Raw genomic sequence first — 13,668 nt, forward strand, 5'->3', positions numbered from 1 at the left:
AATGCGCCAATGGTACTGCAAGGGTGACCTTGTGGGAGAGTAGGTCGTCGCTAGGTAATGTTCCTCGATAGCTCAACGGTGGAGCGCTCGGCTGTTAACCGATAGGTTGAAGGTTCAAATCCTTTTCGAGGAGCCATTTTTATTTAAAGTATATAGAAGCTAGTTAATAGCTTTTTTTATTTTTTTGTTATAATAAAATTTACATACATGGTACATAGATTCTTTATAACAAATATGAGCTTTTAGGAATAACTTTTATTAAATTGAAATATATAGTTAAGTATCAATAATTTTAAATTATTGATACTTTTATTTATTTTAGGAAATAATAGATAAGGAGTAATAAGTATAAAGGTAAGTTTAAATAATATATTCACATTATTTAGAAAATTCTGATAAAAAGAGAGGAATTTTTATTTAAAGGTAGAATATAAGATATATATATCTAATGAAAATTTAGGAGGTATTGTTTATGAAAGAATATAAAAGTAGCAATCTAAGGAATGTAGGGATTGTTGGACATAGTGGTTCAGGCAAAACCACTATAATGGAATCGTTACTATATTATACAAAAGCTATAGATAGATTTGGTAAAGTTGATGAGGGTACCACAATTAGTGATTACGATATTGAAGAAAAGAAGAGAAAAACATCTATTTCTACATCGGTAGCTTTAAGTGAATGGGAGGATGTAAAAATAAATCTAGTAGATATGCCTGGATATTTTGATTATATAGGAGAAATGATTGAGGGGCTAAGGTCAGTAGATATGGCAATGATAACTGTCTGTGGTGTATCAGGTATAGAAGTTGGAACAGAAAAAGCCTTTGAATATATATGTAACCATAATTTACCTGGAGCGTTTTTTATTAATAAATTAGATAGAGAAAATAGTAATTTTGAAGTTACTTTGCAGCAGATAAGAGAAAAATTTGGGATATCTGCGGTACCAATTCAATATCCTATAGGTAGTGAAGGAGATTTTAAAGGTGTAATAAATGTAATATCTAGAAGAGCTCGATTATTTAATTTCAAAACTCATAAAATGGAAGAAAGCGATATTCCAGAAGAATTATTAAGTAAAGTAGACGAGTGTAGAGAGCTTGTTATGGAAGCGGTAGCAGAAACAGATGAAGTTTTGTTAGATAAATATTTTAATGAGGGTTCTATAAGTGAAGAAGAAATATATAACGGTCTTATAAAAGGAGCGTCACAGGGAGAGATTGCACCGATAATGTGCGGTTCTGCGCTATTAGGTATAGGAATGCATACGTTACTAGAAGATATGGTTGAGTGTTTTCCTTCACCAATGGATACAACTCTTTACAGTGCAAAAGATATAAAAAACAATAAATATATACAGGTTAAAATTAATGATGCTGAGCCGTTTTCAGCGTTAGTATTCAAAACTATTGCGGATCCTTTTGTGGGGAAATTATCTATGTTCCGTGTTATTACTGGGAAAGCTAAAAGTGATACAATAGTATATAATACAAATAAAGAAAAAGAAGAAAAAATAGGCACTATGTATTTTTTAAAAGGAAAACAACAATATCAAACTACAGAGATTGAAGCAGGCGATATAGGAGCAGTTTCAAAGCTTCAACATACTAGCACAGGAGATACACTTTGTGATAGTAGTAGAATAATAATGTTTGATACCATGGATTTCCCACAACCAGTATTTTCAAGGGCTATCGTAACTAAAGCTAAAGGTGATGAAGACAAGATATCTAATGGACTCGCAAAACTTTTAGAAGAAGATCCTACGTTCTCAATATCTAGAAATACAGAAAGCGCAGAAACTATAATTTCTGGGTTGGGGTCAACTCACTTGCAGGTAATAGTTAGTAAACTTAAAAATAAATTTGGAGTTGAAGTAGCATTAGAAATTCCGAAGGTGGCATATAGAGAAACAATTAGAAAATCCTCTGATGTTCAGGGGAAACATAAAAAACAATCTGGAGGACATGGACAGTATGGTGATGTAAAAATTAAGTTTGAGCCTAGAATAGATGGCGCAGATGATTTAGAGTTTATTGATGCAGTAGTTGGGGGTACAGTTCCAAGGCAATACATACCTGCTGTTGAAAAAGGTTTAAAAGAATGTATACAGCATGGCGTACTTGCAGGATTTCCGGTTATAAGGCTTAAAACAACCTTACATGATGGTTCATATCATGCTGTAGATTCTTCAGAGATGGCATTCAAAATGGCAGCTACATTAGCTTATAAGAAAGGACTTCTAGAAGCGGAGCCTATTATATTAGAACCGATTATGCACGTGGAGGTTACTTGCCCAGACGATTACATGGGTGATATTATTACAGATATAAATAAGAAAAGGGGGAAAATTCTCGGAATGGAGGCAGTATTAAAAGGCCAAAAGGTAATAGGAGAGGTGCCACAATCAGAATTGTTTAATTATGCAACTGATTTACGTTCAATGACTGGTGCTAGGGCAAATTTCAGGGTGAAATTTGAAAGGTATGAAGAAGTTCCGAAAGATGGAATTGATAAAATAATTATTGCTAACAAAAATTTAGAGTAGAAGTAAATATTTAAAAAATAAAACCGTAATTTACGGTTTTATTTTATTTTAAATACAAATTTTAATGGTACTAATATAAAATGAATAATAATAAATATGTATATTTTAATTAAAATTACAAATCCTAATATTAAATATGTAAAAAGAGGGGAGAACTAAATGTCTGAATATAGATTAGACATTGTTGGAGATGTTAAGTTAGGTGATTATAGCAATATACATGATTACATGGGAATAATTGAACAAAACGATAAGTTTACAATTACTTCTAAAATGAAGAACAGTGAAGAAGTTGGAATATTATGCAAGATGCTAGAAAATAATTATTTTACTATTGTAGAACAAGGAAATATGAAAAATGGACAATATTCCATTACATCACAAAAGGAACGTTAAAAAAGCTAATTAAAAAATATTTTAAGGGATAAATTTCGGAATATATGAACACGAAATTTGTTCCTTATTTTATTTGAAGTATAGATTTATATATCGTTAGTCAAAGATATACTTGCCATAAATATTGAAATTATTTACTCACAGTGGTATGTTATAAAGAGAATTAATAGCATATAAAACATACTATTTTAATGTTTTAAGGTTATAAAATTTACGAGCATTATAGGAGGAGTAAAATGAAAAAGGAATTATTCATAGAAAATAGAGTAAATTTATGGGATAAATTAGAAGGAAATTCTATAACATTGATATTTGCAGGTGAGGCACCATATAAATCAGGAGATGAGACATACTTATTTACTCCAAATAGAAATTTTTACTATTTAACAGGAATTGATAGAGAAAAAATGATTCTAATGCTAGTAAAAAGAAATGGTAAAGTTTGCGAGACATTATTTATAGAAAAAAATGATCCTGTTATGGCTAGATGGGTAGGAGAAAAAATGCCGGAAATGGATGCTAAAGAAATTTCGGGTATAGAAAACATTGTATTTATAGAGGAATTTGAAGGAGCTTTTGGTTCAATTTTAAATAGAGTGAAAATAGACAGTTTATGTTTGGATCTTGAAAGACAAGATTTCTATATGTTAAATGGAACTCCACAAAGATTTGCTAAGAGTGTAATGGAAAGATATCCATACATAAAAGTAAAAAATATTTATCATGAAATGGCCAGTCTGAGGATTATAAAATCAGAAGAAGAAATATGGCTAATTCGGAAAGCTATAGATATTACAGATAGAGGGATAAAGGAACTGCTTAAAAACGCAAAAGGTGGTATGAAGGAGTATGAACTTGAGGCACATTTTGATTTTAAATTAAAAACCAGTGGTGTAACAGATTTCGCCTTTAAAACTATAGCAGCTAGTGGAAAAAATGCGACAACACTTCATTATGATAAAAACAATAGTGAACTTCAAGATGGTAAATTAATATTATTTGATTTAGGTGCTCAATATAAATACTACAATGCAGATATAAGCCGTACATTTCCTATTAATGGAAAGTTTACAGATAGGCAAAAACAGGTTTATAACGTAGTATTAAGAGCACAAGAAGCAGTAACTAAAGTTGCAAGACCTGGTATATTGTTTTCAGTTTTAAACGAAACAGCTAAAAATGTACTGGCCCAGGGGTGTATTGAGTTAGGTCTTATTAAAGAAGCTAGTGAACTACCAAAGTATTACTTCCATGGCGTAAGTCACTATTTGGGGCTTGATACTCATGATGTAGGAAATCGTGACATAAAGCTAAAAAAAGGTATGGTATTAACTAATGAGCCAGGACTTTATATCGAAGAGGAGAGTATGGGAATTCGAATAGAAGATGACATATTAATTACTGAAGATGGATGTGAAATTCTTTCAAAGCAAATAATAAAAACTGTAGAAGAAATTGAAGATTTTATGGCTAAGTAGATATGTATGAGTAATTATGATAAGTGGTAATTATAGAATTACTACTTATTTTTTAGAGCTATTAATTGTTAATAGTTTAAGCTAAACAACTTACATAAGGAGGCAGTTAACTTGATTAAAAAATTTATCTCTTATTACAGCCCACATAAAAAATTATTTGCCTTGGATATGGTTTGCGCATTCTTAGTAGCCTCTTTAGATTTGGTATTTCCTATGGTAACTAGAAATATTTTAAATGAGGCATTACCTCAAGGTAATATAAGAAGGGTATTTATGTTTACCGCGGTACTAGCGATTTTATATATATTTAAATTATTATTTAATTATATAGTAGAGTATTGGGGTCATGTTGTAGGTGTCAGAATGCAATATGAAATGAGAAAAGATATATTTTCTCATCTCCAAACCTTGTCTTTTAAATATTTTGATAACAATAAAACTGGGCATATTATGTCTAAAATAATTAATGATTTAATGGAAATATCAGAACTTGCGCATCATGGTCCTGAAGATTTATTTATATCAGCAGTTATGCTTATAGGGTCATTTATAGCACTTTGCACTATTAATATAAATCTTACACTAATTGTATTTTCTACGCTTCCTCTTATGCTATGGTTTGCTATGAGTAGAAGAATTAAAATGTCAGAAGCTTTTAGAGCTGTTAGAAAAGAAGTGGCAAATGTAAATTCAACCTTAGAGAATAGTATATCAGGTATAAAAGTTTCTAAATCTTTCACTAATGAAGAATATGAAATGGATAAGTTTGATGAGGGTAATGAACAGTTTAAACAGTCAAGGCAGCATGCATATAAGTATATGGCGAATTTTTCTTCCGGCATAAAATTTTTAGTTGATATGTTAAATGTTATTATTATTGGGTTTGGTGGGTATTTTATATATAGAAACTTGATAAACATACCGGATTTAGTAGCATATTTATTATATATACAATTCTTCATGCAACCAATTCGAAAACTTACGTCTTTTGTTGAACAATATCAATCAGGAATGGCTGGTTTTGAAAGATTCGTAGAACTAATGAATATAGAGCCTGAAATAGTTGACAAGGATAATGCTATAGTTCTTGAAAATATAAAGGGAGATATAGAGCTAAGGAATGTAACCTTTAGTTATAATGATAAAGCATCTATTTTATCTAATATGAGTCTTAATATACAGGCAGGTAAGACTCTAGCAATTGTTGGACCATCAGGGGGAGGTAAGACTACTTTGTGTCACTTGATTCCAAGATTCTATGAATTAACTGATGGGAATATTTTAATTGATGGGCATAGTATAAAGGACGTTACTTTAAAATCTTTAAGACAAAATATTGGGATTGTGCAACAAGAGGTATTTTTGTTTGCAGGAACTATAAAGGAAAATATATTATATGGAAGGCCTGAGGCGACGGATGAGGATATAATAGAGGCTGCGAAAAATGCTAATATACACGAATTTATAATATCATTATATGATGGATATGACACAAATATAGGAGAAAGAGGAGTTAAATTATCTGGCGGGCAAAAACAAAGAATGTCTATAGCTAGAGTATTCCTTAAGAACCCACCTATACTAATCTTAGATGAGGCCACATCTGCACTTGATAATGCTACAGAGATGATAATCCAAAAGTCATTAGAAAACTTATCTAAAGGTAGAACAACACTTGTAGTAGCTCATAGGCTTTCTACTATCAGAAATGCCGATGAGATTGTAGTAATTACTGACAATGGTATACAAGAAAAAGGTACCCATGATGAATTAATTGAATGCGAGGGAATATATTCTAAGCTATATAATGCTCAATTCAAGGGATATATACCGGATGAAATAATATAGTATAAATATTGGGTTTTATAGTGATATGAACCGTTAATAAAAAGCTTATCTTCTTATATTTAAGGAAGATAAGCTTTTTATTGTGCCATAGAAGGAACGTATATTATGTATAAAAATGTAAAATAAAGTATAGCGAAAATTAAATATTAAACAAGGAAAAAAAATAGTTTTATAGAATAAGAAATATATGGTAAATAATTACAGAAAATCAATACAAGTAACTAAAGTAAATCATATGAGTTTATAGAAAGTTTATAAAAGGGGGAGAAAGATGATTAAAAATAAGAATAACATTATAAAGTTATTAAATGAGATTAAAAGTCTCACATATCTTAAGGAATCTCCAGAAATAAATGTGGACAAGTGCACAGACACTGATTGTTTTGATTACAAAGATGGAATATCCATGTTGTATAAAGATAGAAAAGATTAAATAGAAAAATATAAACACATAAGGATATTATGTTATGAAAGAATTTCATAGAAGTGGTTATAATTAAAGAGAATAAGTAAATTCATGCAAGTGAGGTGTTTGAAAATGATGTTCAATAAATTTACAGAAAGAGCAAAAAAGGTGTTGGTTTATGCACAAAATGAGGCTGAAGAATTAAACCATGGTTACGTAGGTACAGAACATATACTGTTAGGAATTTTAAAAGAAGAAGATGGAGTATGTAAAAAATCATTGAATAATATGAAAATCACTTTGGAAAAAGTCAAAAAATTAGTAGTGGAGTATGAAGGGCAAGGAGACGCTGAAATATGTAGTACAGAAATACCTTTAACACCAAGAACAAAAAGGTTACTAGAATTAAGTCTTTTAGAGGCGAGAAATCTAAACCATAATTATGTTAGTCCAGAACATATTTTGTTGGCTTTAATTAGAGATGCAGAAGGAGTTGCGTATACAATTTTAGTTAATTTAGGGGCTAATTTTGAAAAACTAAAAAAGGATATACTAGATAATTGGTGTTCCGAAGATATACCTAAGGGAAGTTTATCTAAAGAAAAGGAACAAAATGGTACACCATCACTAAATCATTTTGGTAAAGATTTAACTGAAATGGCTAAGGAAGGCAAACTTGATCCTGTTATAGGAAGGGATGATGAAACTCAAAGGCTTTTAGAAATTTTGTGCAGAAGAATGAAGAATAACCCATGCCTTATAGGAGAGGCGGGCGTAGGTAAAACAGCAATAGCAGAGGGGCTTGCGCAAAAAATAGCTTCTGGTAATATCCCTGAAAGTTTAAAAGACAAAAGACTTATAACCTTGGACATATCTTCTATGGTGGCAGGATCCAAATATAGAGGAGAATTTGAAGAAAGGCTTAAAAAGGTTATGGAAGAGATATTAGAATCAGGGAATGTTATTATATTTATAGATGAGATTCATACCATTATAGGAGCAGGAGGAGCAGAAGGAGCTATTGATGCCTCCAATATATTAAAACCAGCACTTGCAAGGGGGGAAATACAATGTATAGGGGCAACAACTATAGATGAATACAGAAAGTATATTGAAAGAGATTCAGCATTAGAAAGAAGATTTCAACCTATAACTGTAGGAGAACCAAGTAAAGAGGAAGCTGTTAATATATTAAAAGGACTAAGAGATAAGTATGAAGCACATCATAGAGTTAAAATTACTGACAGCGCAATAGAAGCAGCTGTTAGCTTATCCGATAGATATATATCAGACAGATACTTACCTGATAAAGCGATAGATCTTATTGATGAAGCAGGAGCGAAAGTACGAATACAAAACTTAACTGCCCCAACAAATCTTAAAGAATTGCAAGATGAAATTGATAAACTTTATAAAGAAAAAGCCGATGCTATATCACTACAGGACTTTGAGAAAGCAGCTAAATTAAGGGATAGTGAAATAGAATTAAAGGGAAAACTAGATAACTCTAAAAATAATTGGAAAACTCAGAATGAAATGGATGGGCTAATAGTTTCAGAACTGGAAATTGCTAGTGTGGTGTCAAAATGGACTAATATTCCTGTAGAAAAATTAACCCAAAAGGAATCAGATCGCTTATTAATGTTAGAAAAGGTGCTTCACAAGCGGGTTATAGGTCAATATGAGGCAGTTGAATCTATTTCAAGGGCAGTGAGACGTGCAAGGGTAGGTCTACAGGACCCTAATAGACCAATAGGCTCCTTTATATTTTTAGGTCCCACTGGAATAGGTAAAACAGAGTTATCTAAAGCGCTAGCTGAGGCAATGTTCGGTGATGAAAACAATATGATAAGGATAGATATGTCGGAATATATGGATAAACATACCGTTTCAAGACTTATGGGTTCACCGCCAGGATATATTGGATTTGATGAAGGGGGGCAATTAACAGAAAAGGTGAGACGTAACCCTTATTCTGTTATACTCTTTGATGAAATTGAGAAAGCTCATCCAGACGTAATCAATATTTTACTACAGATATTAGATGATGGAAGGCTAACAGATGGGAAAGGCAAAACAATAGACTTTAAAAACACATTGATTATAATGACATCGAATGTAGGGGCATCAACACTGAAAAAACAGAAATCACTAGGTTTTTCTACAAATGGTGATGGAACAAGTTCAGGATATGATAAGATGAAAGAAAATATAATGGATGAGCTAAAAATTTCTTTTAAACCTGAATTCATAAATAGAATAGACGATATTATCGTATTTCATTCACTAGAACAGGGAGATTTATATAAAATAGTAGAAATAATGCTTGAGGTAGTAAAGAAGCGTCTTAAACAGCTTCAAATTAATATTAACTTTAATGATGAAACTAAAAAACATTTAGCTAAGGCTGGGCTTAATACTAATTATGGAGCCAGACCTTTGAGACGAGAAATTACTAAAGCTGTTGAGGATGTGCTTTCTGAAGAGATACTTAGAGGTAACATTAATAAAGGAGATAACGTAAGTGTTACTGTGAAAAATGGTGAATTGATTTTTAAAACTTTGCATAATTAATGTTGTTTATATATTAAGTATATAATTATACAAGTAGAATTTTTTTAAAAACCACTTTAAAGTGGTTTTTTGAGTTATTAAAAATAATTTAAACTAAAAGTGATTTTTATATGACATTATTGTTTAAAATAAAGATATAATGGTTTAATAAGACTTGTGTCTGAGAATCTAGGCAATGATTTAACAATATTTATAAAGTAGGGAGAAGAATATGAGAGAAGATAAAAGTAAGGATCTTATGAGCATATTAAAAATAATGGCACCTGGGACTTCACTTAGAGAAGGCCTTGAAAATATTTTAAGAGCTAAAACCGGTGGTCTTATTGTGCTTGGAGATTGCACGGAAGTATTAGATATTGTAGATGGTGGTTTTGGAATAAATTCAGATTATAGTCCAGCTTCTGTATATGAACTAGCAAAGATGGATGGAGCTATAATAATAAGCAATGATTCAAAAAAAATATTATATGCTAATACTCAACTTATGCCAAGTCCTACCATTCCAACTTTTGAAACTGGAACAAGGCATAGAACAGCTCAAAGAGTAGCTAAACAAACAGGTTATGTGGTTGTTGCTATATCGCAACGAAGAACTATAATAACTGTATATAAAGATGACATTAAATATGTTCTGAGAGATAGTAGTGTGATTTTAGCAAGGGCAAATCAAGCCATTCAGACCTTGGAAAAATACGGAATAGTTCTTGAGAGAGTAGTAAGAAATTTAAACCGTTTAGAAATACAAGACTTAGCTACTCTATTTGATGTTATAACTGTACTACAAAGAACAGAAATGGTTATGAGAATAGTTGGAGAAATAGAAAGGTATATATGTGAACTTGGGAATGAGGGTAGATTAATTTCTATGCAATTAAGTGAGCTAGTAAAAACCGTAGAAGAGGATGGAATACTAGTAATAAGGGATTATTGTCAAAGTGGTATGGATTTTAATGGAGTGTATATACAAATAGAAAATATGAGCTCTGAAGAATTATTAGATTTAGATTTTATTTCTAAAATCATTGGATACATAGGTGTTCCACTAGTGGATACTTTAATTTCACCAAGAGGATATAGGATGTTAAATAAAATATCTAGAATACCCACAAATGTTATAGAAAATTTAGTTGTGCACTTTAAAGGATTAAAAGCTATAATGGAGGCCTCTTTTGAGCAACTTGATAGCGTAGAAGGTATTGGTGAAGCAAGGGCTAAGGCTATTAAAAATGGTCTAAGAAGATTAAGAGAGAAATTTATGGTAGACAAGCAAATATAACACAAAATAGGTTTCAACTTATTTTGTGTTATATTTGTTATCTCATAGTATATTTTCCTAAGGTGCTAATTTTGTCATATTCTTTTAAAAGAACATCATATAGGTTAAGGTCTAAAAGGTTGCATAGTGAAGTAATATAAAAAAGATTATTTCCAAGTTCGCTTTCTATTACATCTCTACAGTTTTCACAAAGTTTACCCTCCATATGAGTATCAAGTGAGGCACTAAGTGTGTCTAAATCTAGATCATCTATATTTTCAGGGGCATACTGTTTTTTGGCATCAATTTTGATACAACCACAATTAGTAACTGATTTTACAACAGCTCTACTGACTCTCGCCTCAGACTCTTGAAGCTTGGTAATTATATCCAAAACACTTCTATGCCGTAACAATGCTTCATCCACAGAATTTTGAAAATTATCAAAAATACAATCTTTCATCAAATTCAACTCCTTGTAAAAATTTAAATAACTATACTATGTTAATTATAGGTTTTACATTAGCATTTTGTCAATAAATTAAGTACGAATTTTAGCTTATGAATATATAATAAATCAATAAGAGTTTTTTTAATAGGGGGATGGTTATGTTAAATATTGGTGAAAAAATATTCGTAGCAGATTATGGTGCTGGTTATATACAGGATATAGATAGCGGAAAATTATCACATATAAAATGTAAATATATAAATATATATCTTTTGTTAGATGATATGAATTTTATGATTCCATTAGATAATATTCAAAATTATATGATAAGAGACCTTTTAAATGAAATTTCTTTAGAAAAGACACTGAGAACAATAGAAAGTGACTGTGATGTTATAGAAAGCAATTGGAATAATAGATATAGAAGTAACAAGAAAAAAATCCAAAGTGGCAATACTCTAAAAATGTGTGAGGTAATTAGAGATTTATACTTTTTAAAGAAAAAAGATATGCTTCCTCCGGGAGAAGAAAAGATATTAGAACGGGTTGAAGGCATGGTAGCTAGTGAAATAATGTTAGTTTTAGGAATGAATATGGAGGAAGCATTACACAAAATACGTAATTTAATTTAATAAATTTTTAATTCTATGACGTATTTCATTGAAATACAGAAATATATAGTATATATTATATAATAACAGGATATAAAATCAAATAAGTGTTAATAATTTAAAGGGAGGTGAAATTTTTTGCTAAAAAAAATTTTAAGAGGACTTTTTACAATCATCGGGCTAATTATAGGGTACTTAATCGCTGAGCTGCTTTTAAGCACAAGTTATTTATCTGAACTTAATTATTTTAAAGGTGGTAATATCCAAGGAATAATATTTATTATTTTTTCTGTTTTAATTTTTGGGGTTATATTATTTCTATTGTCTCCTATAATCGTATCTTTAATAATGAAGTTTATGGATTATGTGGAGAAAAGCACACAAAAAATGCCTACTGCTCAAATTATTTTTGGAACAGGAGGCGCAGTACTAGGTCTTGTAATTGCATCTTTATTTGCGGGACTATTTAAATATCAATCTCTTTTATGGAATATTATTGTTGCTATTTTCACAGTTATAATGGCAGCTTTAGGTGCGGATATTTGCGCTAGAAAAAGAGACGAAATACTTTCAGTTTTTACAAGTATTAAAAGGAAAGATGGATTTAAAGATAAAAAAGTAAAGGGGTATACTAATGAAAACCCTAAAGTACTAGATACGTCTGTAATAATAGATGGTAGAATATTTGATATCTGTCAAACGGGATTTGTTGAAGGACCACTTATAATTCCAACTTTTGTATTAGAAGAGCTTAGGCATATAGCTGATTCGTCAGACGGGCTTAAAAGGAATAGAGGAAGAAGAGGTCTGGATATACTGAATAAAATTCAAAAGGAGTTAAATATTGAAGTTGAAATATGGGAGAAGGATTTTCCCGATATTGCAGAAGTAGATAGCAAACTTTTGAAATTAGCTCAAGTTTTAAATGGAAAGGTAGTTACAAACGATTTCAATTTAAACAAGGTAGCTGAATTCCAAGGGGTTCCAGTTTTAAATATTAATGAACTTGCAAACGCAGTAAAACCAGTAGTTCTTCCAGGAGAAGAAATGAAAATTCAAGTTATGAAAGACGGAAAAGAATCGGGCCAAGGAATAGCTTATTTAGATGATGGTACAATGATTGTTGTTGAAGGTGGAAGACGGTATATTGGTGAGAATATAGTTGTTATTGTAACATCAGTACTTCAGACGGCAGCAGGTAGAATGATTTTTGCTAAAAATAAAGATACTGTTGTAAAGAGTTAGTTATTCAGGTAAGTGAGGTTTTTTATGAGTAAAAACTGTGCCATAATTTTAGCTGGAGGTAAAGGAAGTCGCATGGGGGAAACTATTAATAAGCAATACTTAAATATTAATGGTTATCCCATTTTGTACTATACTTTAAAAGCTTTTACGGAGTGCAAATGTATAGATGAGATTATAGTAGTTGTTGCAGAAGGTGAAATGGAGTATTGCAAGGAAGAAATAATAAAAAAATATAATTTTTCAAAAGTTAAGCATATAGTTATTGGTGGAAAAGAAAGACAAGATTCCGTTTTAAATGGTCTAAAAGCACTAATGAATTGTGAGATTGTACTTATTCATGATGGGGCTAGACCTTTTATAAATGAATCTATTATTAGAAGTGCCATTATTTTTGCTGATTTATATGGGGCAGCTGCTTGTGGAGTAGAGCCTAAGGATACTATTAAAATTAAAGATTCTTCTGGATTTTCTGTAGAAACGCCTGAAAGAAAAACACTATTTTGTGTTCAAACACCTCAAACATTCAAGTATGATCTTATACTAGATTGCCATAAAAAAATTTATAAAGATGGTATCAGAGTGACTGATGATACTATGGTGGTTGAGAGATATGGTAATAAGGTATACCTTTATGAAGGAAGCTACAATAATATAAAAGTCACAACGCCAGAGGATTTAGAAATTGGAAGACAGATATTAGAAAGATTTTAATTTGTCAAGCATTTTTGAAAATGTCCCTAAATAAGTGAAACATTAGCACCAACAAATTGTTGGTGCTTTACTTTTTTTATATCATGATTTTGGGTAAATTTAATAGACCTAGTGTATGCTATACTTTTTTTGAAAGAAACAT

The 13,668-nt window shown here is 30.8% G+C and carries 11 protein-coding genes and 1 tRNA gene; 11 read left to right on the plus strand and 1 reads right to left on the minus strand.

Annotation, left to right across the window (positions count from 1 at the left end; all coding sequences use genetic code 11):
- The first annotated feature begins 61 nt into the window (after window positions 1-61).
- From JJD95_RS17130 to disA, 8 genes are all read left to right on the plus strand, one after another.
- A tRNA-Asn gene (locus tag JJD95_RS17130) sits at window positions 62-136 on the plus strand.
- A 336-nt stretch (window positions 137-472) separates the two neighbouring features.
- On the plus strand, window positions 473-2,551 hold the full coding sequence (gene fusA / locus JJD95_RS17135; protein WP_291644235.1) for an elongation factor G: 2,079 nt from the start codon (window positions 473-475) through the stop codon (window positions 2,549-2,551).
- Between the two features lie 159 nt (window positions 2,552-2,710).
- Window positions 2,711-2,947 carry a hypothetical protein gene (locus tag JJD95_RS17140; protein WP_291644236.1) on the plus strand — a complete coding sequence of 79 codons (237 nt, stop codon included), beginning with the start codon at window positions 2,711-2,713 and terminating at the stop codon, window positions 2,945-2,947.
- Between the two features lie 236 nt (window positions 2,948-3,183).
- On the plus strand, window positions 3,184-4,425 hold the full coding sequence (locus tag JJD95_RS17145) for an aminopeptidase P family protein (RefSeq protein WP_291644237.1): 1,242 nt from the start codon (window positions 3,184-3,186) through the stop codon (window positions 4,423-4,425).
- 111 nt (window positions 4,426-4,536) lie between these two features.
- The gene (locus JJD95_RS17150) at window positions 4,537-6,273 is read left to right on the plus strand and encodes an ABC transporter ATP-binding protein (RefSeq protein WP_291644238.1); all 1,737 of its coding nucleotides are present in this window, start codon (window positions 4,537-4,539) and stop codon (window positions 6,271-6,273) included.
- 271 nt (window positions 6,274-6,544) lie between these two features.
- Window positions 6,545-6,706, plus strand: coding sequence for a hypothetical protein (locus JJD95_RS17155; RefSeq protein WP_291644239.1), 162 nt, complete (start codon window positions 6,545-6,547; stop codon window positions 6,704-6,706).
- Window positions 6,707-6,811: 105 nt separating this feature from the next.
- Window positions 6,812-9,253, plus strand: coding sequence for an ATP-dependent Clp protease ATP-binding subunit (locus tag JJD95_RS17160; protein ID WP_291644240.1), 2,442 nt, complete (start codon window positions 6,812-6,814; stop codon window positions 9,251-9,253).
- Between the two features lie 211 nt (window positions 9,254-9,464).
- Entirely contained in the window at window positions 9,465-10,529 is a 1,065-nt protein-coding gene (disA, locus tag JJD95_RS17165; protein WP_291644241.1) for a DNA integrity scanning diadenylate cyclase DisA, read from the plus strand.
- Window positions 10,530-10,566: 37 nt separating this feature from the next.
- On the opposite strand, the gene JJD95_RS17170 is transcribed toward disA, so the two are convergent.
- Window positions 10,567-10,971: a DUF1573 domain-containing protein gene (locus tag JJD95_RS17170; protein ID WP_291644242.1), complete on the minus strand. Its 405-nt coding sequence runs from the start codon at window positions 10,969-10,971 to the stop codon at window positions 10,567-10,569.
- Window positions 10,972-11,117: 146 nt separating this feature from the next.
- Between JJD95_RS17170 and JJD95_RS17175 the strand changes: the two genes are divergently transcribed.
- From JJD95_RS17175 to ispD, 3 genes are all read left to right on the plus strand, one after another.
- Entirely contained in the window at window positions 11,118-11,591 is a 474-nt protein-coding gene (locus JJD95_RS17175) for a CarD family transcriptional regulator (RefSeq protein ID WP_291644252.1), read from the plus strand.
- 117 nt (window positions 11,592-11,708) lie between these two features.
- Window positions 11,709-12,815: a PIN/TRAM domain-containing protein gene (locus JJD95_RS17180; RefSeq protein ID WP_291644254.1), complete on the plus strand. Its 1,107-nt coding sequence runs from the start codon at window positions 11,709-11,711 to the stop codon at window positions 12,813-12,815.
- A gap of 24 nt (window positions 12,816-12,839) precedes the next feature.
- A complete protein-coding gene (gene ispD, locus JJD95_RS17185; RefSeq protein ID WP_291644256.1) occupies window positions 12,840-13,526 on the plus strand; it encodes a 2-C-methyl-D-erythritol 4-phosphate cytidylyltransferase in 687 nt (228 codons plus the stop codon).
- Window positions 13,527-13,668: the final 142 nt, after the last annotated feature.

The organism is Clostridium sp. (assembly GCF_016650035.1).
GTDB lineage: Bacteria > Bacillota > Clostridia > Clostridiales > Clostridiaceae > Clostridium_AD.

Coding starts and splice junctions, on each gene's coding strand:
- JJD95_RS17160 (WP_291644240.1), top strand. CDS start 6,812: ATGATGTTCAATAAATTTACAGAAAGAGCAAAAAAGGTGTTGGTTTAT.
- JJD95_RS17170 (WP_291644242.1), bottom strand. CDS start 10,971: ATGAAAGATTGTATTTTTGATAATTTTCAAAATTCTGTGGATGAAGCA.
- JJD95_RS17140 (WP_291644236.1), top strand. CDS start 2,711: ATGTCTGAATATAGATTAGACATTGTTGGAGATGTTAAGTTAGGTGAT.
- ispD (WP_291644256.1), top strand. CDS start 12,840: ATGAGTAAAAACTGTGCCATAATTTTAGCTGGAGGTAAAGGAAGTCGC.
- JJD95_RS17155 (WP_291644239.1), top strand. CDS start 6,545: ATGATTAAAAATAAGAATAACATTATAAAGTTATTAAATGAGATTAAA.
- fusA (WP_291644235.1), top strand. CDS start 473: ATGAAAGAATATAAAAGTAGCAATCTAAGGAATGTAGGGATTGTTGGA.
- JJD95_RS17145 (WP_291644237.1), top strand. CDS start 3,184: ATGAAAAAGGAATTATTCATAGAAAATAGAGTAAATTTATGGGATAAA.
- JJD95_RS17175 (WP_291644252.1), top strand. CDS start 11,118: ATGTTAAATATTGGTGAAAAAATATTCGTAGCAGATTATGGTGCTGGT.
- disA (WP_291644241.1), top strand. CDS start 9,465: ATGAGAGAAGATAAAAGTAAGGATCTTATGAGCATATTAAAAATAATG.